Raw genomic sequence first — 23,013 nt, 5'->3', positions numbered from 1 at the left:
ATTATTTGCCGGCTTCCAGCGTCATCAGCTTCAGCTTGCCGGCACATTTGCCGCAGCGGTAGCGTGCCGGATCGGCCCGCCGTTTGCGCGGATATTCTATGGCACAGTCCGTGCACACCAGCTTGTACCGGTAAGGCTGCGGCTTACGCGCCTTGGCTCCGGGGAGGGTCTGACAATAGCGGCTGCCGCCGACTTTGGCCAGCAGACTTTTAAAATCGGCATCCCGGTGCATATATCCCCGCTTCGCCAGGTGCAGGTGATAGTGGCAGAGCTCATGCTTGATGATTTTTTCCGTCTCCTCATGTCCATGGATGGCAAGCTGCTGCGGATTAATCTCTATATTATGACTTTTGGTAAAATACCGTCCGCCCGTCGTCGTCAGTCTGCTGTTAAAGCTGGCCTTGTGCCGGAACGGCACGCCGAAGCTGCTGAGCGATACCCGCTCGATCCACTGCTGCAGCTCCTCGTTGCTCATACTGATGCTGGTACCGGTCATAGCGTCCGCCCCCTTTTTTAAATATGCAAAATAACATCACCACTTGAATTGTAACTTGCCCATAGGCTACACTGTCAAGAAGGAAGACAAGTTCGGAGGGAGACATGGGGAATGCCGAAAATGCGGTATGTAATTTTGCAGCAGCATAAGGAACTGCAATTTGTAGAAATGCCTGAGGAGTATGCGTACCAGCTTAGTGCGCTAAATCTGCGCCTGAATAAGGAGATTGCCAAGCTGACCGCTGACAATGTGCCGGATCTGCCGCTGGCTGTTGCGGAATGCGACGCGCTGGAGCTTTTGCGTGAAGGGGATGTGCTGGAGTCCGGGCTGGGGTATATCAACCGGCTGGAGAGCGCTTTTGCCTCCATTCAGGAGAAGGAATATCCGCTAATCTCGCTGCTGACCGAAATCCGCGCCCTGCAGGCACAGCTGGAGCAGTGGTACGAAGAGGAAGAAGAAGGCGTACACTAACCTTTTTGCAAGAGCCAAATTATGAACTGCTGCCGCACCTTTGGGCGCCTTTGCCCATATGCTATCTGTACATAGGATGCATGCTCATAAGGAGGGGTACACTTGCCGCAGTGGCTCTGCCATCAACTAATGAAGGCGTATTTCAAAAAAGACCGGCGTCAGATCAAAATGCTCAACGAATGCTGGTTCTTCTATCGTAACTCCGGTGATTCCCGGGACTTTGTCCAGCGGGATGTATAGTTTCAGAAAGCAAAAGCCGTGTCTACCATCAGGTAGGCGCGCTTTTTGGTTAGGTGTTACGTGCACACAGCTGATGCCAGTAAGTGACACTGCGGCAAATGTCCGCTCACCCTATAATTAAAACATCGGGAATACGTAACGCACCAGGAAGAACAGAATACCAAAGATAATAATGATATAGGCAGCGTATTTAATAAAGGTGGATGCGACAGCGCTGGAGTCCGAGTGCTTGCGTACCTCCGTGCGTTCAACCTCAACACTTCTGTCCTTGTAATTCGGATCCATCATCAATCTCTCCCTTCGATTATCAAGCTGTTATGACATCCATTAACCCCGGATTTTTCTTCTTGAAACAAATAGCCGCACCCTGCGGTGCCCGGAATATACTCAGGCGGCAGGAGGTGCGGCTTAATGATTAGCGAGATTTACGGTACACTGAATAGTCTTAGTTAAAGCTACGGGTTGATGGCCAGGAGCCCTGCAGCTTGCGGATCAGAACAATCTGACCGGTATGGTAGCAGTCATGCAGAATCAGGCTCATTACCTCTTCGCCTGGAGCATGTCCGGAGCCGCCCCAGTCATACGCACCTTCTTCCAGTGCTTCAATAATCTCACGCAAGGATGCATGGACCGACTTCAGCTTGGTAACGGCCTGTGTCCAGGCTTCTTCCCCGCTCTCCGTTACGGTAAACGTGGCATCATTACTTTCCAGATCCGGCAGCTTCGGCAGCCCCTTAAGCTTACGCAGCAGACGCTCCTTGTAATACGTCAGGTGATTCACCGTCTCCCAGATCGAGTTGCCTGCTTCGCCCGGCTTCCACACTGCCTGTTCAGCAGTTACGCCCTCCAGCGCATCACTCAGCGGCGGCGCCCAGTCCTCGGTGTCCATGGCATAATCCCAGTTTTGCAGCAGTACTTCACTGATTTTGTTTTGCATGATATACCTCCTGTGGGGTTAATTAATGGTTAGCGTAAAATGCTTAGTACATTCATTGTCAGTATTCAGTATTCAATATTCAGCTCGTCATAATTGATTCATTATTTTGTAACCACTTAAATACACAAATAATAGTTACACAGAAAATATAGCACAACTCCAAAACTGAATCAAGTAACTAGCAATACTTAGTTTTAACTGTTACAATCAAGGAAACAATGAGTTGCGGGAGGAGGGATATACAATGCTTTGGGATGATTACATTAACAGCTATTGGCGGGACTGGCGAACCGGCGACCGGAGCCTGGACCGTGATCGTTTGGACGATCCGCAGTGGCTGGCGGAGTGGCTAGAGCAGCACCAGCTGCCGGCAGCTGCACCGGCAAAACCGGAGGAATTGCAGCAGCTTAAGCAGTTGCGCAGATTGCTCTGGGAAGAAGTCCAGCGGCTGGTACAGGGAGCTGCTCCGGATCAGTCACTGCTTGAGCAGCTCAACAGCTATATGGCGGCAGGTCCGGTTATCCGGCAAATCATCCGTAATCCGGACAAGCCTCCAGAGCTTACCCTCCTGCCGCAGCGCAGCGACTGGGGACAGATCATGGCCGAGATATCCGCCTCTTTTACCGAAGCAGTACTGGAGAAGGAACTTTCCCGCATCCGCATCTGCGACAATCCCGACTGTCTCTGGGTCTACTATGATGATACACGCAACCGCTCTAAGCGGTATTGCGATGATAAATTGTGCGGGAATCTGATGAAGGTGCGGCGGTTCCGGGCGCGGAGGAAGGCTGGGGAGTAGATTTTTTATCACTCTATATGGAGTGTAGCCGGATTACCTCGATATGTACTGCATTCCGTGCACTCCAAACGAAGTGCACCATAAGATGCGCAGTAGACGCATACTGTGCAGTGAGGGAAATAAAGTCATAGACTGCCTCTATGTTGCTGAATTAATGTTTCCTGTTAGTTTAATTGATCCTGATGTTTAACTTCATAGTCCAAGAGGTTCCAGATAACCCAAAATACTCAAATCCAAGTTTTTCATATAACCGGACTGCTGCTTGATTCTCTGGGTCAACGCTTAAAGAAAGTGATTTATAACCATCGGATATTGCTTGTTGAATGATGTCTTGCATGAGTCTCATTCCTAACCCCAGCTGTCTATAGTCAGATAGTATAGCAATGCCTAGTTCTGGGGTTTCACAATCAATAAACCCATATCCTTTATTCATCTCGTCAAATAATCTATACCATGCGGCACCTACAGGTATATTGTCAATCAGAGCTACTAAAGCCATATCACCTTTTCTACCCCAATTCTCACTATACTTCACGATATGCGGAGCATTCAAAAGCTCATGTTTCGATGGCTTCCCTTGTAAAATATATATGGACTCATAATGCATATCCATAAGAAAATCATATTCCTTTTGTTCCAATGGTCTTACATATATCATAGGCTCACCTCTTTGCATCTTATTCTAATTCCAATCATGCATATGGTCAAAGGAACGTTTAACTTGATTCAATTCTTCTGATTGTTAGCTATTGAAGCTTTTTCACCGAGAACCATAGTACTGTTGCACAGTACGAAGAAATAGCATCGTACCATGCTTTTAAAACAGGAATAAAGAGGAAAAGCAAAATGTGAATGCGAGGGGTTGAATTAGGGTATAAGAAATGGAACCAAAAAGGAGAGATATGAAATGAAATCCAAGCACTCGGTGAACTCTGACTATGAAAACACAACCGATTCGGAATCACTATTGAAAGAACTGGAAAAACACCCGAACCGGAAACCTGATAAGGACGATATAAAACGGGTTGCCTCAATGGTTAATGAATACAAAGACAGCATCAAATCCCATCTGCATGAACAACAGGAACAAAAGGTTGGGCAAGGGGAACGTTTTGCGGATTGGGTTGCGAAATTGGGTGGCAGCTGGCTGTTTGTTATCAATTTCGGTTTGATTGTCATTCTATGGCTCGCGTACGACAGCAGCCGCAGCTCTTTATTTATACTCAGCTTTTGTTTATCCGTGTTTACGGTTTTTCAAGCAGCAATGATCCAAATGAGCCAAAACAGGCAAACTATAAAGGACAAACAGGAACAAATGCTGCATATCGCTATTAACTATAAAGCCGAAAAAGAGAATCTTGAAATGCAGGAGAAACTGCACAAAATTGATAACCAGCTTCAAGCTATCGAAAATCATTTAACGTCAATGCGTAATCCTAAATTTTTTTAATATATGTTGTCTATATAGCCATAAAAAAAGTGCGCCCCTCCAGTTTCCTGTCCACTGAGGGCACGCACTTATTCTACATTTTATAGACACTACTCTCTGGCCACCGCCATCTCCCGCTCCAGCTCCGCCTCAATTTCTTCATTGCTTACTACTGTTTCTTTTGCCTCCTCAATTCCCAAGTGCTGCTTGATCAGCTTCAGATCGCTTTGAACTTCCCGGATTCGGGCGTGGATACTGAAAAGAAAACCAAAACCGACCGCAAGCATCGTAAGCAGCCCGTACGGACCAAGGAAGGAGGATATAATGATAGCGGTTACAATTGCAACGATGGTTCCCAGTATGACCATTCGCAAGTCTCCTCATCTCTAAATAATATAGTTTATTCAATGACTACATTGTTTATTTACGGAAATTTAAACAGATACAGTTAAGAGTAAACCGTTATTTGCTTATATCTTCAAAAATTCTTGGGCAGTCGCCCGAGATTACGAATAACTGCACTCTGTACAATTACAATGGACCTTTTAAGGGAATTCGGAGGATTAACTGCATTCTATACAACTAAATTGACCCATTTCGCTGAAAAATGCGATTTTGGGCTGTTATAGTTGTATAAAGTGCAGCTAAATTGCGAAATACTCTAGATTTCGGCGTTTTAGCTGCACAAAGTACACTTATTCGCTGGCCGGGGGAGTCAGGCCGGAATTACAGCGCTGGTCAGCCCATCTGCCAGTCTGCCCACCGCCAGCCTGTCAACTCAGCCAGCCCTCCAATGCCCTCGCGCAGCCGCATCTCGCATAGTGCGTGCAACCTCACCCCTGCAACGCCTTCCGCACACTCAAAATATATTTCGCCTGGTCAAGCGGATTCACGCCGCGGCGCGTACGCTCAGCGGTGACGTCCGGCGGGCACGGCTCGTAGCCGGCAAAAGCAGAAGCGAAGGTGCTGCGCCCCTTCGTGTAGGAGCTGAGCGTCACCGGATAATCCAGTGACGTGGCCAGCGGCAGCCGGCCTTCGATGATCATCCGCTCGCCCTGCAGTACGGGCGGCTCGAAGCTGCCGCGCATCTGCACGAGGTCGTTCATCACGCGGCCGGCGTTCTCCTCCGGCACGACGATGCGCACGGCCAGAATCGGCTCCAGCAGCCGGGTGCCGATCCGGTTCAGCCCATCCATCAGGCCCATCGGCGTAGCCACCGCAAAATCCAGCGGATGGGTATGCCACACATGATGGTTCCCCTCCACCAGCGTCACCTTCAGGTCGGTAACCTCCCAGCCGTACAATCCCTGCTGCAGCGCCTCCGGTACGCGGCGCGCCGTCTCGTTCTGGTACTGCGGCAGCAGGTCGGAGCTACGCACGACCGATTCATATACGAGGCCGCTGCCCGGCGGCCCCGGCTCAATATGAAACCGCAGAATCGCCCAGCACGGCTTCGGCATCAGGTAGGCGACATAGCCCTCTCCCGCAGTAAGCGGCGTTTCCTTGTAGATCACCGACGGCTGGCCGAAGGTGACCTTCAGGCCGTATCGGCTCTGCAGCACGCTGTCCAGCACCTCCAGCTGGATCGGCCCCATCACCTTGATATGCAGCTCGCGCTCCTCCGGCAGCCACTCGGCACCAAGCTGCGGGTCCTCGTCCGCCAGCTCCTGCAGCGCACCGATTACCTTGTGGTCGTCCATGTCTGCGTCCCAGAACACCCGCACGGTCAACAGCGGCACAGCCAGCTTCGCCTCCTGCGGCACCGCATCCGGCCGGCCCAGCACATCGCCGATCCGCACGCCGGACAGGCCGTAGACTACTCCGATGTCGCCGGCCTCAAGCGCGCCGACATCCTCGGTACGGCCGCCTTCCACCTTGCGTATCTGCGTCACTTTGGCCTCAATACCCTGGGAGTAGTTCGTTACCGTATCACGGTTACGGATCGTGCCCTCATACAGGCGGACAAATGCCATACGGCCCATGCTTTTATCCCGCTGGATGTTATAGACGATACCGGACAACGGCTGCTCCGCATCTCCTCCCGCCCGTGGAAAATAGTCAATCATCGCATCCAGCAGCTCCGTAATGCCGGTTCCCTTAGCCGCAACTCCGTAAATGAGCGGGAACAGGCGACCTGCAGCAGCAGCGGTTTGCATATACTTTTTCCAGTAGAGAAGATCAGGCTCCCCGCCCGCCATATACAGCTCCAGCAGCGACTCATCCCGTTCCGCCAGTGTCTCCAGCAGTTCCGTCCGCGCAGCCGTTTCCGACTCACCAGACCACAAATCTGCCGCCCCGCGATATTCCTGCTCCTTGCCGAGCGGCTGCTGCACCGGAATGATGTCACCCGACAGATAGGTCCGCGCCTGCGCCAGTACTGCTTCCGGGTCCGCGCCGGTCCGGTCCATTTTATTGACAAAAATCAGCGTAGGAATCCCCAGCTTACGCAGCGCATTCCAGATCATCTCACTCTGCGCCTGTACACCTTCGACCGCCGAGAGAATCAGCACCGCGCAGTCCATCACCCGCAGGCTCCGCTCCACCTCAGACAGAAAGTCGACATGCCCCGGCGTATCGACCAGGTTCACCTGCACCCCTTTCCAGCTAAAAGAAGCCAATGCTGCCCGGACTGAAATGCCCCGCTGCCGCTCCACCTCCATCGAATCCGTCACCGCCGTACCGCTGTCCACACTGCCCAGTGCGCGGATACGCCCGCTTTCATATAAAATATGCTCCGTAGTCGTCGTCTTCCCGGCATCGACATGGGCAAAAATCCCGATATTCATACGCTCTACGCGTTGCTGCTGATTCATCTATTGTCTCCAGTTCTGTACGAATAAGTTATAATAGCGCTCTCATCCCCTCAGTGTACTTCGAAACTACAGCTTTGATCAATGCCAGAGCCTGCCGCGGGTGGTTCATCCAGGGTCATGCGGGTATTAGTTACTGACGTTAGGGTTGGCTTCCGAAGCAAGTTTAAACGGGACAGGTTGCTTTTATGAAAATGGCGGCGCTTGAGCTGGCCCGGTATGCAATCCGCGTCAATGCGGTCTGCCCTGGTGCTATAGATACGAAAATTGGCGATAATACGTATAAGAGCGATGACCTGGAGGAAGTGAAGATTCCGGTAGAATTTCCGGAGGGCAGTCATCCGCTGGAGCAGGCTCCCGGCAAGCCGGAGCAGGTCGCGAATCTGGTGTTGTTCCTGGCATCGGATGAGTCGTTTCATGTTACGGGGACGGAGATTTTTGTGGATGGGGCGGAATCGCTGCTGCGCGGCTAACCATTCAAATTGCATTTAATTTATGCAGACGTGCAACCTTTTGCCGCTTTCCCCCATCTATGAGTATGAGAGGTGAGGCACATGAAGAAATTATCATTCCAGACTGGCGCTAAAAAACTGACAATAGCGTGCGGTATCCTGGCGGCAACAGTATCCATGGGAACATCGGCGTTTGCCTTTTCCGATATGAAGGGCGATGCCAACGAAGCAAAAATCAACGCACTGCACAGTGAAGGCATTGTAAACGGAGTAACCAGTGATTTGTTCGCACCAAAAGCGAAAGTAACCTTTGCCCAGGGCGTGCAGTTTATCGTCAGCGGCCTGAAGCTGTCCCCTACCGAGTCCGGTAAGGCTAGCGATTATTTTGACAAAGTAAAGGATAAAGCCTGGTATGCATCCGCATTCGTAACGGCGAAGCAGAACGGGCTGTCTCTGGATAAAACCGTAGATCCGAACGGAACGATTACCCGTGCCCAGTTCGCCCATCTGCTGACCCAGGCGCTGCAGAGCAAAGGAAATTTCCCGGTCACCCTGATGTATGCGAATGTTACAGACGGTGATAAAATGACCAAAGAGCAGATGAACAGCCTGCAGATTCTGTACAATACCCGTATTGTAAGCCTTGGCGCTAACGGTACCTTCCGTCCGACCGAAGCGGTAACCCGCAGCGAAGCAGCGGTCTGGATCCACGATGCAGCCAAATTCGCAAGAGAAGTGATCACTCCGGATAAGGGCAACGCTGAAACTCCAGCCTATGAATACGATGCAGAAGTGAAGCTGGAAAAGGCGGCCGACGGCATCAGCAAAGCCACCATTACCGTTAACAACCTGCCGAACCCGGGCTACGGCCTGGCCATCGACAAGATCGAATTCGGCAAGAACAAAACCGCTGTAATCTACTTCAGCGTAACCAAGCCTGATCCGAACAGCATGTATCCGCAGGTCATCTCCAGCGCATCTGCTGTGACTTATCTGCCGGAAGGCTACACTGCAACAGTGAAGGCTTCAGATGGCAAAGCAGCTGGTGCGGGTTCAGCGATTAAATTGAAATAATCTGAATTTAAGAAACAGGCCGCGCTTACCTTAAAGGTAGGTGTGGCCTGTTTTTTTGTGCGGTTAGCCTTGAATCCTAGTCTACTGTTGTTTTTTTTGACTAACACTCCCCTTAGCTCTATTCATTTGAACTACGGGTAAATATTAATTCTCTTATTTGATTTAAAACGCTAGGCGAGCCTTCTTGTGGGTGCATAATAATTGCTACTAACACAGTTATTAAAATAACTGTTATCCAATACAAATATGTTGGTCTCCTTATTCAGTTTTCTTTATTCTCACATAACGTTATAACACTGAGATTAGATATTCGTGGAATTTGTAAAATTTATCAAAGTATCCTGCACAGTTTAATTCCCTCTTTCAAAATTAATTTTTACGTATGTTCATTTTGTCTGAATGCCGTTTTCAATTGCTTTAGCTAATCCTTCCGGGTTCTCCCAAGCCATAGAATGCCCAGCATTTTTGACAATTTCGATATTAATATTATGTGTGCTAAGCACCTCCATATCAGAATCCGGCAATGAATTTTCCCCAAAGATAAATGTTTTAGAACATTCGAGAGAGTATAGTGTTTCTCTCCATGTTGGTTCTTCTCCTTTCGCCGCTGATTTAGATATGAGATAGGCTGCTTTAGGTGACCAGGAAGATAAGACTGCTGCCCACATTTGGTTTCCGCTTATCCGGCTATCTTGTACCAACCTGCTAAATCCATTGTCTAGAAAATCGTGCATATCTAAGTCCGCAATATACTTGCTGGTTGAGCCTATGACGCTTTTATCTAAATTTGCTTCACTTAAAATTATTCTATCGATGTGTTCCCGGCATTTAGTTGCTAAAGACAGCGCCACGGCTCCTCCTAGACTGTGACCGAATAGTACAAAAGATTTCAATCCTAAGGAATTAACAAATTCCGCAAGATATTCTGCATGATCGTTGACTGTGTAATCGAAGTCAGAGTTATCCGGCTTATCGCTATAACCAGCACCTAAAAGGTCAACTAAAATACAACGGTGTTTTTTTAGTCCTTCCTGAGTTGCTACTTGCGGATAATCAAATGAGCTAGCACATCCAAGGCCGTGGATAAATAAAATGGGTGTTTGCTCTCCATGGAAATCATTATAACGAAGCATACAATTCGCTTTTTTAACAAAAAACTCTTTCATTAATAAAATTCCTTTCTATATTGAATTCCTCTCATATTTTACCATACAAAAAGAAAACGCAGATTCCTACCATGACGGAATTGCGTCTTCTAATACAGTCCTATTCAGTTACAAGCCGCAGACTCCGCCAGTCCATCCACTGATACTGCAGATCTATGCTGCTAATGTGGAGTTGTCCCCCATCAAATGCTAGTCCTGCTGTTTTTTCTTCTCTATATAAATCCATGTGTGGTAAGTATGAAACTTAGTCGTTAGTATTAACCTGAGAGAAGATGACTCCAAAAATGATCCCGAAAATAAGGCCAAACAAAATGCTATCAAGGGCTACCCAAAATATAACTCCAAAGCAAAGACCTAAAGAGACGCCAGTCGTAAGCGATTTATTATTCATGGTAAACACCTCACTTTTTTACCACCATAATCGGGGTTGCGTCTTCTTTTAACAGTTCTATTTAGTTAAGGCGTCCACTCATCATGCACAATCCCCGCCAGAATCCGATCCTCACCAATCTTTTCAAAAACCAGCCGCAGACTGCGCCAGTCCATTCCCTGATATTGCGGATCTATGCTGCTGATGTGGTAATCTACATAGTCATATTTGTCGGCGGGATATACCTCAGTGATGTTATTGATCATCGTTCCCTTATCCTCCGCCTGGTTAAGCGAAATCTCTGCGTCATTTACGAAATCCGCATCATACACAAACCGTTTGAAATACTCGGCAAAAGTCAGCTTGATCGGCTTTCCGCTTCCTTGAAAGCTTCCCCATGTGCGTTGTTCAGGGTCATCTTTTAAACCGCTGATCTCCTCGTGCGTGAACACAAGGTCGTTCTCAGTGTCCACATAACCATATGGTGAAAAGCGCACCCCATGATCCCTCGATACCCAGGCGGACAGGGTGTCCATATTGCCGTTCTCCAATGCTCTCATAACTGTCGAGGCTGCTTCGAGTGCTGTCGGCGGTGTCCCTTCGTCTGGTACTGCTGCTGGGGATGCAGAAGCAGATGGCGCAGCCGAAGGTTCCGGTGATTGGCTTGGTGCCGGAGTCTCCGCTGCAGGCTGTTCTGTCTGTACCGGTGTTGCTGTGGCCTCCGGCTCCGCTGCCGGTGTATTGCTGCAGGCAGCAAGAAGTACGAACGCCGCGGCAGCCAGGGCTAGCTTGCCAGTCTTTTTTACAGTATGCATAAAACCCCTCCTTATTTTATTGCTGATATAGATTAGACGGCCCATTGGCAGCTTTTGTTGCTGGATCAGCTGGCTTTGCCAAGCCTAAACGTACGCTTTCGGCTTAATTAACGGCTTCTCTAAAAATACACATTTCCCGCTTTAATCATGGTGATGAAAACGTTATAATTTTGTTCAAGTGCACAAAGTATACTATTATGCCGCGCAGGGGCTTCTTGTCCGGCCTGGCAGAGGAGGATAAACCGGTTGTTTCAGCTCTCAGAGAAGCAGGCACAGGAAATTGTAGACAAAATGATGACGGACATCCCCTACAACATCAACATCATGAACCACGAGGGCATCATCATCGGCAGCGGAACCCGGGAACGGGTCGGTACGGTTCATCAGGGGGCAGTCAAGGCGCTGGCAACCGGAACTATGGTTGAGGTCTGGCAGGACGGCCGTTTTGAGAAAAAAGGCACCAACGAACCGATCGTCATCGCCGGCAGCCGCGTCGGTGTAATCGGTATATCCGGCAACCCCGATGAAGTACGCCCCTTTTGCAACATCGTCCGGAGACCGTCTCCCTCCTGATCGAACAAAGAAACGCCCTTGAGGATCTTGCCAATGAGGCGAGCCGTAAAAAAGCCTTTTTGGAGCTGTTGCTATCCCACCAGGGAGCCTATACCCAGAAGCTGCGTAAGGAGGCTGCAGCTTATCAGCTGGATCTGCTGCTCAAAACAACGGTGCTGCTGCTCAAGGGCTTCGTCCCGGCCGAAAAACAATCCAAGCTCCTGCTCGGATATCCCTCTTTCCTGATTGAGGAGGATAGCTGGCTGATTCTGGTTCAGAATCAGGAGGACTGCACCACGCTGATCCGCCAGCTGCTTGACGGACAGCCCCGCGCTCTGCTGGCTGCCGGTAAACAGGAAGCCAATATCGCCGAGAGCTACCGCCAGGCCAAATCGGCGATGGGTATCCTCCTGGCACTTAAGCCTGAACAGCAGGCCATTCATTATGCCGAGCATGAATTCTTAGTGAAGCTGAGTCATGCCAATCTGACCGCAAGTGCCGGCACAGTAGTGAAGCTGGAGGATACCGCCGATCTGCTGGAGACGCTGCGCAGCTTCATTAACCATAACTGCAGTGTCTCCCAGACCTCGGAGGCGCTAAACATCCACCGCAACACCCTGCAATACCGGCTGAAGCGGATTGAGAGCCTGACCGGCAAAGATCCGCGCAACCTGCTCCAGCTGCTGGAGCTTACCTATGGCTTGCTGGCATTGTATAAGTGACAACGTGACTAATTAGTATTAACCAACCTCGGTGAAGGCGATCCTCCAGTCTGTATATGATTTCATAGTACAAGTCAAAAAAAGAGGCCGTCTCCAGCACATTTACATGCTCTGGAGATGGCCTCTTTTTGGGTTATTCCTCTACTCTGTGATATACTCTGCCCCGTTTTACTCGGCCAGCCTCAGCACTCTGGCGATATTCTCACAGGTCCGTTCAACGTTGGCCGGGCCGTTCTTCAGCAGCTTTTCCAGATCTGAAGCGCCCGGAACGATGCCGAAGATCGCGTCGATGCCCTCTGCATACAGGGTGTCGATTCCTTCGCCGATGTAGCCAGCCAGGGCAATGACTTTTTTGCCGCCGGCCTTGGCGGTCGCGGCAACGCCATAAGGGGTCTTGCCGAATTTGGTCTGGAAGTCGATGCCGCCTTCGCCGGTGAATACCAGATCGGCACCCGCCATTTTTTCCTTCAGACCGGTATATTCGATCACGATCTCGATACCCCGCTGCAGAGTTGCCCGGGTGAAGATCATCAGCCCCGCGCCAAGCCCTCCGGCGGCGCCGGCACCCGGCAGGTCGCGGACGTCCTTGCCAAGCTGCTGCTTGACGACCTCTGCATAATGGGCCAGATTGGCATCGAGCTGCTGAACCAGTTCAGGTGTTGCACCTTTTTGCGGCCCGAATACAACGGATGCGCCCCGTTCGCCGCACAGCGGGTTGGTCACATCGCAGGCCACGATCAGCTGCACCTGCTGCAGCCGCTCATCCAGCCCCGACACATCGATGCTGGCCAGACGGTCCAGACTGCGCCGCCGCGCGGCAGCATCACCCCTGCCGCATCCAGGAATTTTGCGCCCAGCGCCTCAGCCATTCCGGTGCCCCCGTCATTCGTCGCACTGCCGCCGATGCCGATGATGATGCTGCGGATGCCGCGGTCCAGACATTCCCGGATCAGCTCGCCGGTGCCATAGGTAGTAGTAATCAGCGGGTTGCGGTCTGCTTTGCTTACGAGCTGGATTCCGCTGGCCGAGGCCATCTCTATCGCAGCCGTCAGGCCGTCGCCCATAATGCCATACTGCGCAGTAACCGGCTGGCCCAGCGGCCCTGTTACTTCTTTTGTAAAGATTTGCCCGCCCGAGGCATCCACCAGGGATTGGACGGTGCCCTCTCCGCCGTCTGCCATCGGGACATGTATATATTGAGCATCGGGATAAACCTTCCGCAGCCCTTTTTCCATTGCCATACAGACTTCCTTCGCAGTCATGCTCTCTTTAAAAGAATCCGGTGCCAGTACAAAGGTTTTCTCTCTCATTTCCTCACCCCATGTTTAGTTTAGAACAAAAATCCGTAGATAATCGTAGCCACTACCGCCATCGTTCCGCCGACAATCGCCTCGTAAGGCACAACACCCATACGCTGCTTGATGCTCATTTTCATACTGTCTGCAGTCACGTGGAAGTAGTTCCCCTGCGGCAAAGAGTCAATAACCGTGGCTCCGGTGTGCACCATGACAGCTGCAGCCAGCGGAGCGGTACCCATATCCAGGATGGCCTGCCCGAAGGAGCCGGTTGCCAGAATAACGCCTGTTGAGGTTGAAGCCGTAGCTGCCGCCATCAGAATACCGGAGATCGGCGCCAGGAAGGTGCCGGAAATACCAGCCGTCTGGATCAGCTGCACCACCTGGGTAGACAGATCGGATGCCGAGATCAGGCCCGCTATACCGCCTGCACCGATCAGGATCAGTACCGTTGCCGTCATTTTATTAAGACCGGAAGAAGTGTATTGCAGAATTTTCTTGCTCTGGCCCATAGCCAGCATACCTACAATCCCGGCAATCGGCAGGATGTACAAGGCATCCACCTTAAAGTTAGCCAATGCGTCAATACCAGACAGCGAGCCGATCGGATTAATCATCAGCAGGATAACCGCAACGAGCGGTGCGACAATGGCTTTGCCGAGCGGCGGATACTTGGAAGTGTCAATGCTTCCGTTCTGCGCTTCCTCTTCCGTTACCATATTCCCTTTTTTCTTCAGCAGAGAAGCGACAATTACCGTTACAATCAGACCGCATATTGCCGGAATCAGGCCGGCCAGCATGACATGACTCAGGTCAAGATCGAAGCCGCGGGCTGCGGCAATCGTATTTGGATTGGGCGAAATGATATTTCCCGCCTTGCCCCCGCCGGACAGTGCCAGCAGCAGCGCCGTTTTGGAAATGCCCATTTTGTTGCCTACCGACAGCGCGATCGGCGCTACAATCAGCACTGCTACCGGAATAAAGACACCTACTGCGGTAATGATCATCGTTGCCAGCGCCAGTGCCAGAATGGCTTTGCTGCCTCCGAATTTGCGCACAATAGCTTGGGCAATCGTCTCAGCCGCCCCCGACTCCATCATCACTCCGGCCAGCACACCAGCCGCAAGCACACGCAGCACCGTTCCCATCACACTTTGTGTACCGCTTACAAGAACGCTTACAGTCTGCTCCAGGTTGGCACCGCCAATCAACGCCCCGGCAATCGCCCCCAGAAACAAAGCATATACAGGATTGAGCTTTCTCAGTATCAGAATAATGGCTAACGCCAGTCCCGCCAATGCCCCATACCAGCCAATTGTTAATCCTTCCATTGTTAATCCCCCTAGCACTCATGTTGAACACGCTTTCAGTATAATGGCTCACAGAGAGAAAAAATATTGATGAACGGACGAAATGCATTGTGCAGTTGACCAACTATTATTCTGCCAATTAAGGCGCATAAAAAACGGCTACTACTCTTGGTGCCCAGAGCAATAACCGCATATTTTTGATAATAAACCTGTCTCAATACCCGCAAAATTCTAACGGACACAGGAAGCGTTATTTGGCTCATTTCAAGCAGTTTGTCCCGCTAACGGACTCAGTTGCACATATTTGAACGAATGCGCTGTTCTTTTCACGATTTGTCCACGGATAGCGGCACTGGAGTCCGCAAACCCAGGCTTATAGCTTAGAAGTGTGAAAATAACGTCGTCTCGGTCCGTTAGAAAATTGCAGATCGATTGTACTCGAAGGGTAGGCGTATATTAGTTGTCCGGTTGCGGGTTCGTTTCATCCATAATCTTTTTAAGCTCAAAAATAGTCGCCTCTGATAACAAGATAAGCCTATCGTTATTAACAATAAAAAAACTTAAAGGTATGCTTAGTTTTGTTGAAGGGTCACTTATATGTATTACCTTTACTTCATCATTTAGATTTAAGTCCGGGATATTTATTTTATATAATCTATAAAATGAGTCGGAGTTATAGCATGCTGTTGTAATCTCATATGAGGGATTTGTTAGTTCGTATTGATAAACACTATAATTTTTAAGTCCTTTTGATGAAAAAAAGTCTTTTTGGATGATAATTTCATCTCCAATAAATTTTTGCCCTGCCGGATATTCAGAAGCATCATTATAGGAATTTGCAAATCCTAAATGCTTCTCCACTTTCCAGGTTCCATGGACATATTTTTCAGTTTCACTATCCAAACTTATACTTTCCATATCGCAATATTCGGATCTGTTGTTTGGAATAACAGACTCATCCGCTGCCGGTTTAGACTCACCAGATACATTTTGATTTATCGTCATTTCAATATTTCTATAAGCCGAAGCCAGCATCACCATTATCATAATACAAACCAATAACATTTTTTCCATCTTTCACACTCCCGCTAAAATGGTATGCCAACATAATCTGAATAATCGCATAAAGATTAACAGCCATTGAGGCAGCCGGTCCAAGTTCTGCATTAAGAATACCACATATGGGAAAACCATACAGGTTGCCCTTTCCAGAACAGCGACTTTGAGGCCTTACTCCGTAATCCGGTCTAGCCAACGGCGACCTGAACCAGGCAGCAGAAACCTACCCTGCAACAAAAAAATGTCCCCACTGCCGTTTCCGGCATGGGGACATTTATATCCGTTAGTCTTCAAAACGCACGTTAATGTGCATGTAACTTAACTCCAGCTGCAGCCTACTTCACGCTGCCCGCAGCCTCACGCGGCTGGCGCATGGTCAGGCTGACCGGCCCTTCTTCAGATCGACGCCGAGCACCCAGACGGTCACGTTGTCACCGACGGAGACAACGTCCATCGGATGCTTGACGAAGCTGCCGCTGAGCTGGGAGATGTGGACCAGCCCGTCGTTTTTGATGCCGATATCGACAAAGGCGCCGAAATCGATGACGTTGCGGACGGTTCCCTGCATTTCCATGCCGGGAACCAGGTCCTCGATCTTCAGCACATCCGTGCGGAAGATCGGTAGCGGCAGCTCCTCGCGCGGATCGCGGCCCGGACGCTGCAGGCTCTCCAGGATGTCGCGCAGCGTTGGCACGCCGACATCCAGCTTCACGGCGAGCCCTTCGGCATCCTGCGCTTCGAGCTCAGCCGCGACCTCGCGGCTGCCGAGCTTCGCCACGTCCAGCCCGAGCTCGCGGAACAGGCGGTCGACCACCGGATACGATTCCGGGTGGATCGGCGTACGGTCCAGCGTATTCTCCCCTTCGGGAATACGCAGGAACCCGATGCACTGCTCATAGGACTTCGCGCCAAGCGCGGTACCTTCTGCAGCTGTTTGCGCGTGGTGAACTTGCCGTTCTCCTCGCGGAACTTCACGATATTCTTGGCGATGGTCGAGTTGACGCCCGCCACATAAGAGAGCAGCGACGGCGAGGCCGTGTTCACGTCGACGCCGACATGGTTAACGGCCGATTCCACGACGGCCTTCAGGCTCTCCTCCAGATGCTTCTGCGAGACATCATGCTGGTATTGCCCGACCCCGATCGCCTTCGGGTCGATCTTGACCAGCTCCGCGAGCGGGTCCTGCACGCGGCGGGCAATCGATGCAGCGCTGCGCTCGGCCACATCCAGATCCGGGAACTCCTCCGCGGCCAGCTTGGAGGCGGAATAGACGCTGGCTCCTGCCTCGTTCACGATCAGGTACGCCAGCTCCGGATCACCGACCTCGGCAATGACCTCGGCGGTGAACTGCTCCGTCTCCCGCGAGCCGGTGCCGTTGCCGATGACAATCAGCTTGATGCCGTATTTGGCAATCAGCTCCTTGAACTTCACCGCCGCCTCCTTCTTCTTGTTGTTCGGCGGCGTCGGATACGTTACCGCCACCTCCAGCAGCTTGCCGGTGTCGTCAACGACGGCCAGCTTGCAGCCCGTACGGTATGCCGGGTCAACGCCAAGCACGTTGCGGCCTCTGACCGGCGGCTGCAGCAGCAGGCTGCGCAGATTTCCCGAGAAAATCGAGATCGCCTGCGTCTCGCCCTTCTCGGTCATTTCCCCGCGCACCTCACGCTCAACCGACGGCGCGATCAGACGCTTGTAGGCATCCTCGGTCACGGCTTCCAGCAGCTCCTTGACAGGAGACGGCCCTTTAATCAGCTTGCGCGTGATAAAGGCATGAATCTTGTCCGGAACAACCTCGATCCCGACCTTCAGCACATTCTCCCGCTCTCCGCGGTTGATGGCCAGAATACGGTGCGGCGGCATTTTATGTACCGGTTCACGGTAGCTGTAGTAGTTCTCGTAGACACTCTCCTGCTCCGCGTCCTTCGCTTCCGAGACGAGAATCCCCTGGCTGGCCGTATACTGGCGTACCCAGGCCCGGATAACCGGATCATCGGCGATGTTCTCGGCGATGATGTCCATCGCACCCTGCAGTGCGGACTCGGCACTGTCCACACCCTTGTCCGCGTCTATATATTTAGCAGCCTCTTCAAGCGGCTGGCCCTGGCGGCGCTGCTCCAATACCCAGTTCGCCAGCGGCTCCAGCCCTCTTTCCTTGGCCACGCTTGCTCTTGTCTTACGCTTCTGCTTGTACGGGCGGTACAGATCCTCGACTTCCTGCAGCTTGACCGCCTTCATAATCTGCGCCTGCAGCTCAGGGGTCAGCTTGCCCTGCTCCTCAATGCTGCGGATAACGTCCTTCTTGCGGTCACCCAGGTTACGCAGATAGCCCAGACGCTCCTCAATATCGCGCAGCGCATTCTCGTCCAGCTCGCCCGTCATTTCCTTACGGTAGCGCGCGATAAACGGAATAGTGTTCCCTTCGTCCAGAAGACCCACAGTGGTCCGAACCTGCTTCAGGCTGATGCTTAGCTCCTTGGCGATTGCCGCAAGGATCAGTTCCTGTTCCTGCCGGAGTGCTGCATCATCCTGCAGACTGCCGGCATTCGTATTCTCTGCTGCCAATAGTATCCCTCTTTCCGCACACGTGCTGATCTCATAATTGCCTAACTAAAATAGTATCACAGATTGCCGCTGCGCCAAAGTTACCGGGATACTGCATCACCACACTGCACGCCAAAAGCTTACTTCGCCTGCACACTGCGCCGGGCCATCCGTTTGGCCGAGCTCAGGGACAGCAGGAAGCAGAGAACCAGTACTAACGCAGCTGCCGCATAAGGGAAATTAATGTCCAGATCGAACAGGACACCGGCAACAATCGGTCCGGCAATATTACCAAGGCTGGTGTACGCAGAGTTCATTCCCATGACGAAGCCCTGCTGCGTCTCTCCGGCCATTTTGGACAACTGGGTGCCGACAGCGGGACGCAGAATATCCATTGCCAGGAACACGATAAACGTCACAGCCATAATCATGAAGTAGCCGTGAACGAACAGCGTGAGCAGGATGAATACGCCAGAAGCCAGCAGACTGATGGAAATCACTCTATTCTCGCCAAAACGGTTCAAAATCCAGCTAAAAGCAGTCAGCTGCACCACTGCCCCGGCAATCGAGCCGAAGGTCAGCACAAAAGCGATATCCTTAGGCGTGAAGGCGAATTTATGATCGACGAACAATCCGAACACCGTTTCATAATTGGCAAGGCCGAAGGACATAACGAACACAATGACCAGTCCGACAAAATAAGGCTCACGGTACGAGCGCACCAGCTGGGAGATCAGGCTTTCATTCTTTTGCTGAGCCGCCGCTTCATCATTAACAGCCGCAGCAACACGCGATTCCGGCAATAAAATAAACGTGATAATAGCTACAAATGCAGCCGCAATTGCCGCAGCGAAGAACGGAACCCGGATGCCGAACTCCGCCAGGTAGCCGCCGATCCCCGGCCCGATAATGAACCCGGTTGTGATGGCCGCATTAATCATCCCCATTCCCTTGGCCCGTTCATCCATCGATGTGGTATCTGCCACATACGCCATAACCGCAGGCATAATCATCGCCGCTCCGATCCCGCCCAGCATCCGGGCCACGAACAGCATCCACGCAGCTCAGCCACACCGAACACTACCTCAGACAGGGAAAAGACGACCAGCCCGAGCACGATAATTCTTTTGCGGCCCATCCGGTCAGACAATCTGCCGGCAAGCGGCGAGACAATCAGCTGGGTCAGTGAAAAAGCGGCGACCAGCATCCCGACGACACTGCCTCCGATGTGCAGCTCATTCATATAAGTCGGCAGAATCGGCACCACCAGCCCGATCCCCGTAAACGTTAAAAAGATACTGATCATCAGCATCAGCATTGCGCCGCGGTTTCTTAACAGCAAAGACATTGTGTTTCCCTCCGTATTGACACCCGTATATTTATTAAATATCTGCCTATCGTGTATATACCATTCGTATTGTATAAAAAGTTTTACAACTGCCACAAGACCGACCATCCGGTCTAATTAAAGGCGTGAAAAGCCCCATGCAAATCGTCTGCTCTCCGGCAGGCGATGCTTCAAAGCTTTGGCGGCAATTGATCAGGCCCGCATCCCCTGCAGCAACAGACGTATGCCGTCCTGGTAATATTTCATTACATCCGCCGGCCCCTCGGAAGGTGCCGTAATTTCTCTGACTCTGCCGATTCCCTCCAGCATACCACAGACAATCACCACATAATGATCCAGGTTGCCGCTGACCAGATAGCCCGAGTCCATTCCCTCCTGCAGCAGCTTGCGGCAAGCCGTAGCCCCGGATTCATACAGCTGTGACAGCCGCTGGTAAATCTCCTCCGAATGGGTACGGGATCTTGCATACTCCTCAAGTCCACAAATCAGCGGATTCTGAAAATCCTCCGCATAATGCTCTCCAAGCGCATAAAAACGCTCCTCAATTCCTGTAATGCTGCCCCGGATAACATCCCATTCCGCAAGCCACTGCTCCGTATCCTCTTCCACGATGGACAGAAACAGCTCATCCTTACTCGGAAAATGATGATACAGGCTGCCCTTGCTCACTTTTGCAGCTGTGCAGACCTCATTCATCGTAACCGCCGCGTACCCCTTTTGCACGAACAGGCTGGCTGCCTGCTGCACAATACGTTTCTTCGTTTCTTCTCCATCCGAGCGTCCTTTTATACCCGTTACCCCCTTTTAAACCGACCAACCGGTCTAATTATAGCATATGAGTTATGATTACTTCAAAATTTGTTTACTGGAATACGTCCCGTATATATTAAAAAGACGTACTGCCTAAGCAATACGTCTCCACTATTTACGCGAATATTGGTTCCTGTCCCGGTCTAAAAATCGATCAGGCCCAGACTGATTTGCAGCGAATCATCCACCTTTTTCATGGTATCATCGTCAAGATGGGTGATCTTATCGGTTAAGCGTTGTTTGTCAATCGTTCGAACCTGCTCCAGCAAAATGACGGAATCCCGGTCAAAGCCGTGAGCAGCCGCATCAATCTCCACATGCGTCGGCAGCTTGGCCTTCTGGATCTGGGCGGTGATAGCCGCCACAATAACCGTCGGGCTGAAACGGTTGCCAATATCGTTCTGTATGACCAGTACCGGCCTTACTCCGCCTTGTTCAGAACCTACAACCGGCGAAAGGTCGGCAAAAAAAACGTCGCCGCGTTTAACGATCAATATCTACACCCCGCTTACTAAGCGGCCAAGAGTACTGTCTGCATCTTCCTCTGCGAGAAACGCCTCGCTTGCCATTGTCAAATTGATCTTAGCCATCTCCATGTATCCCCGCTGCATAGACTCCCGGATTGTACGCTTTCTGCGTTCCGTTAGATACAGCTTCATGGCCTGCCTGATCAATTCACTCCGGTTAGAGTTCTCCAATTGGGCTATCCCATCCACTTCCTGCAAAAGATGATCGGGCAAACTGATCATAATTCTTTTGGTGTTCTGCAAATTGGCCAACTTCTCTTCCACCCCCACAAGCCTTCTGCCCTTGTGTTCCAGTGTTACAATATACAAGGAATTTTATACAAGGAATATATGCAGATAGTATATCAAGTATGCTGCATCCCATTATAAACTAGAAATGGCGGTACGTATAGACTATATGTCACACTCGCCTATACGATTATCCTTTGTATTCTTTTCCTGTATAAGCTAACCTGTCACAGAATTAGGACTTCAGCAGTGGATTCACCAGGTTGGGGACAGCACCTTCACGTATATATACGCGCGGTACACGGTGAGCCAGCATACAGATGACTTCGTAGTTAATGGTGCCTAAATGGAGTGCCAGTTCATCCGCCGTAATCGAGGCGTTGCCCTGGCGGCCGATGAGTACAACCTCTTCGCCAGCTTGGATTTGTTCCGCTTCTCCAGCGAAAGATTTGAGCGTTACCATACACTGGTCCATGCAGATTGTTCCGACGACCGGAGCGCGGCGTCCGCGTATTAGCACCTCCGCCTTGCCTGTCAGCATGCGGGAATATCCGTCTGCGTACCCCACCGGGAGCGTTGCAATAACCTCTTCGCTGTCCGTGAAGTAGCGGGTGCCGTAGCTGATGCCATAGCCGGGCGGCAGTGTCTTGATATATACCGCCTGTGTCTTCAGCGTCATTACCGGGTGTAAAGCCACGCGCTCGTGGTTTACCTCTGTTGAGGGATAAAATCCGTACAAGCTTATGCCTACACGCACCATGTTACTGGATAGGAAAGGTGTATCAATGGCCGTAGCGCTATTGCCCGTATGTATGATCGGGATCTGTATTTCCTTGTCCCGAAGCGTTTCCGCTACGCTCATGAACCGCCGGTACTGCATCAGTGTATAGCTTTTGTCTTCTTCGTCTGCTTTGGCAAAATGAGTAAACATGCCCTCCAGCTCCGCCTGCGCTGTCCGGTGCACTTCTTCGATGAAAGCGGGCGCATCGGCCGGCGCAAGCCCCAGCCTTCCCATTCCGCTGTCAATCTTGATGTGTACCTTCAGCCGGTGCTCCGGGTCTACAGGAAGCTGTCTTACCGCTTCCAGCACCTCCGGCGTGAATAGTGTTACGGTCACCTTGTTCTCCCAGGCAACGGCTATGCCTTCGGGTGAGGTATAGCCCAGCACCAGGATAGGAAGTAGTATTCCCGCCTGACGCAGCTCCAATGCCTCATCCAAAAAAGCCACACTTACATAGTCCGCTCCAAGCCGTTCAAGCTCCCGCGTCACTTCCACTGCCCCATGGCCATACGCATTTCCTTTGACGCATCCCATAAATTTCGTTTCCGCCGGCAGAGCCGCCCGGAAAGCTTCATAATTGGCACGCAGATCATCCAGATTTATCTCGGCAACTGTAGGTCGATAGCTTGCTTGCACTTCAAGGTCACCTTCTTAATTGTAGTAAAACACCGTCACGGATAACCGCAGCGTTTGTAGTCTTACTGCCAATGGTAATCTTAGCGAAGGTTGCTGTCAATGTGAGCATGGCTATCTTTTTAATGATTGTCCAGAGGTCCCGTCA

21 protein-coding genes and 4 pseudogenes are annotated in these 23,013 nt (G+C 51.1%); 8 read left to right on the top strand and 17 right to left on the bottom strand.

Annotation, left to right across the window (positions count from 1 at the left end):
* Position 1 precedes the first annotated feature (1 nt).
* Positions 2-475, bottom strand: a complete 474-nt coding sequence (locus AWJ19_RS26545; RefSeq protein ID WP_082708135.1) for a SprT family protein — start codon at positions 473-475, stop codon at positions 2-4.
* Positions 476-607: 132 nt separating this feature from the next.
* On the opposite strand from AWJ19_RS26545, the gene AWJ19_RS26540 reads away from it, so the two are divergent.
* On the top strand, positions 608-967 hold the full coding sequence (locus tag AWJ19_RS26540) for a hydrolase/acyltransferase (protein WP_068728239.1): 360 nt from the start codon (positions 608-610) through the stop codon (positions 965-967).
* Between the two features lie 102 nt (positions 968-1,069).
* Complete coding sequence (gene cmpA, locus AWJ19_RS34935; protein WP_128083707.1) at positions 1,070-1,207, top strand: cortex morphogenetic protein CmpA; 138 nt, start codon at positions 1,070-1,072, stop codon at positions 1,205-1,207.
* A gap of 117 nt (positions 1,208-1,324) precedes the next feature.
* Here the strand turns inward: cmpA and AWJ19_RS36035 are convergent, their stop codons facing one another.
* Both AWJ19_RS36035 and AWJ19_RS26535 read right to left on the bottom strand, forming a co-directional pair.
* Positions 1,325-1,495, bottom strand: coding sequence for a hypothetical protein (locus AWJ19_RS36035; RefSeq protein ID WP_156123784.1), 171 nt, complete (start codon positions 1,493-1,495; stop codon positions 1,325-1,327).
* A gap of 157 nt (positions 1,496-1,652) precedes the next feature.
* Entirely contained in the window at positions 1,653-2,144 is a 492-nt protein-coding gene (locus AWJ19_RS26535; protein WP_068728238.1) for a DinB family protein, read from the bottom strand.
* Positions 2,145-2,388: 244 nt separating this feature from the next.
* Between AWJ19_RS26535 and AWJ19_RS26530 the strand changes: the two genes are divergently transcribed.
* The gene (locus AWJ19_RS26530) at positions 2,389-2,943 is read left to right on the top strand and encodes a CGNR zinc finger domain-containing protein (RefSeq protein ID WP_068728237.1); all 555 of its coding nucleotides are present in this window, start codon (positions 2,389-2,391) and stop codon (positions 2,941-2,943) included.
* A 169-nt stretch (positions 2,944-3,112) separates the two neighbouring features.
* Here AWJ19_RS26530 and AWJ19_RS26525 read toward each other — a convergent pair whose 3' ends face one another.
* Positions 3,113-3,601: a GNAT family N-acetyltransferase gene (locus AWJ19_RS26525; protein WP_068728236.1), complete on the bottom strand. Its 489-nt coding sequence runs from the start codon at positions 3,599-3,601 to the stop codon at positions 3,113-3,115.
* 249 nt (positions 3,602-3,850) lie between these two features.
* On the opposite strand from AWJ19_RS26525, the gene AWJ19_RS26520 reads away from it, so the two are divergent.
* Positions 3,851-4,393, top strand: a complete 543-nt coding sequence (locus AWJ19_RS26520) for a DUF1003 domain-containing protein (protein WP_068728235.1) — start codon at positions 3,851-3,853, stop codon at positions 4,391-4,393.
* An 89-nt stretch (positions 4,394-4,482) separates the two neighbouring features.
* Here AWJ19_RS26520 and AWJ19_RS26515 read toward each other — a convergent pair whose 3' ends face one another.
* A complete protein-coding gene (locus AWJ19_RS26515) occupies positions 4,483-4,740 on the bottom strand; it encodes a hypothetical protein (RefSeq protein WP_068728234.1) in 258 nt (85 codons plus the stop codon).
* 465 nt (positions 4,741-5,205) lie between these two features.
* A complete protein-coding gene (locus tag AWJ19_RS26510; RefSeq protein WP_068728233.1) occupies positions 5,206-7,185 on the bottom strand; it encodes a TetM/TetW/TetO/TetS family tetracycline resistance ribosomal protection protein in 1,980 nt (659 codons plus the stop codon).
* Positions 7,186-7,355: 170 nt separating this feature from the next.
* Here AWJ19_RS26510 and AWJ19_RS26505 point away from each other — a divergent pair.
* Positions 7,356-7,655, top strand: a pseudogene (locus tag AWJ19_RS26505) (SDR family oxidoreductase); the annotation flags it as partial.
* Between the two features lie 81 nt (positions 7,656-7,736).
* Complete coding sequence (locus tag AWJ19_RS26500; RefSeq protein ID WP_068728232.1) at positions 7,737-8,708, top strand: S-layer homology domain-containing protein; 972 nt, start codon at positions 7,737-7,739, stop codon at positions 8,706-8,708.
* 386 nt (positions 8,709-9,094) lie between these two features.
* On the opposite strand, the gene AWJ19_RS26495 is transcribed toward AWJ19_RS26500, so the two are convergent.
* Positions 9,095-9,874 (bottom strand): alpha/beta hydrolase, encoded by a 780-nt coding sequence (locus AWJ19_RS26495; RefSeq protein WP_068728231.1) that lies wholly within the window; start codon positions 9,872-9,874, stop codon positions 9,095-9,097.
* A gap of 456 nt (positions 9,875-10,330) precedes the next feature.
* Positions 10,331-11,059: a hypothetical protein gene (locus tag AWJ19_RS26490; protein WP_068728230.1), complete on the bottom strand. Its 729-nt coding sequence runs from the start codon at positions 11,057-11,059 to the stop codon at positions 10,331-10,333.
* 246 nt (positions 11,060-11,305) lie between these two features.
* On the opposite strand from AWJ19_RS26490, the gene AWJ19_RS37755 reads away from it, so the two are divergent.
* On the top strand, positions 11,306-11,632 hold the full coding sequence (locus AWJ19_RS37755) for a sugar diacid recognition domain-containing protein (RefSeq protein WP_347231163.1): 327 nt from the start codon (positions 11,306-11,308) through the stop codon (positions 11,630-11,632).
* A complete protein-coding gene (locus AWJ19_RS26485) occupies positions 11,599-12,333 on the top strand; it encodes a helix-turn-helix domain-containing protein (RefSeq protein ID WP_347231162.1) in 735 nt (244 codons plus the stop codon). Before AWJ19_RS37755 ends, AWJ19_RS26485 begins: the two co-directional genes overlap by 34 nt.
* 168 nt (positions 12,334-12,501) lie before the next feature.
* Here AWJ19_RS26485 and AWJ19_RS26480 read toward each other — a convergent pair.
* From AWJ19_RS26480 to alr, 9 genes and pseudogenes are all read right to left on the bottom strand, one after another.
* Positions 12,502-13,643 (bottom strand): annotated as a pseudogene (locus tag AWJ19_RS26480) (glycerate kinase).
* 20 nt (positions 13,644-13,663) lie between these two features.
* Positions 13,664-14,959, bottom strand: a complete 1,296-nt coding sequence (locus tag AWJ19_RS26475) for an SLC13 family permease (protein WP_068728229.1) — start codon at positions 14,957-14,959, stop codon at positions 13,664-13,666.
* A 435-nt stretch (positions 14,960-15,394) separates the two neighbouring features.
* A complete protein-coding gene (locus AWJ19_RS26470) occupies positions 15,395-16,012 on the bottom strand; it encodes a hypothetical protein (RefSeq protein ID WP_068728228.1) in 618 nt (205 codons plus the stop codon).
* Between the two features lie 320 nt (positions 16,013-16,332).
* Positions 16,333-18,529: pseudogene (locus tag AWJ19_RS26465) on the bottom strand (Tex family protein).
* Between the two features lie 149 nt (positions 18,530-18,678).
* Positions 18,679-19,886: pseudogene (locus tag AWJ19_RS26460) on the bottom strand (MFS transporter).
* Positions 19,887-20,078: 192 nt separating this feature from the next.
* On the bottom strand, positions 20,079-20,633 hold the full coding sequence (locus AWJ19_RS26455) for a TetR/AcrR family transcriptional regulator (RefSeq protein ID WP_068728227.1): 555 nt from the start codon (positions 20,631-20,633) through the stop codon (positions 20,079-20,081).
* Positions 20,634-20,839: 206 nt separating this feature from the next.
* On the bottom strand, positions 20,840-21,190 hold the full coding sequence (locus tag AWJ19_RS26450) for a type II toxin-antitoxin system PemK/MazF family toxin (protein ID WP_039870351.1): 351 nt from the start codon (positions 21,188-21,190) through the stop codon (positions 20,840-20,842).
* 3 nt (positions 21,191-21,193) lie between these two features.
* A complete protein-coding gene (locus AWJ19_RS26445) occupies positions 21,194-21,475 on the bottom strand; it encodes a ribbon-helix-helix protein, CopG family (protein ID WP_039878289.1) in 282 nt (93 codons plus the stop codon).
* A 211-nt stretch (positions 21,476-21,686) separates the two neighbouring features.
* Positions 21,687-22,868: an alanine racemase gene (gene alr, locus AWJ19_RS26440; protein WP_068728226.1), complete on the bottom strand. Its 1,182-nt coding sequence runs from the start codon at positions 22,866-22,868 to the stop codon at positions 21,687-21,689.
* Between the last annotated feature and the right edge of the window lie 145 nt (positions 22,869-23,013).

This window comes from Paenibacillus sp. DMB5 (assembly GCF_001517085.1).
Taxonomy (GTDB): domain Bacteria; phylum Bacillota; class Bacilli; order Paenibacillales; family Paenibacillaceae; genus Paenibacillus_AQ.
The sequence above is the reverse complement of the archived record's forward strand: the minus strand, read 5'-3'. Positions and strand labels throughout refer to the sequence as shown.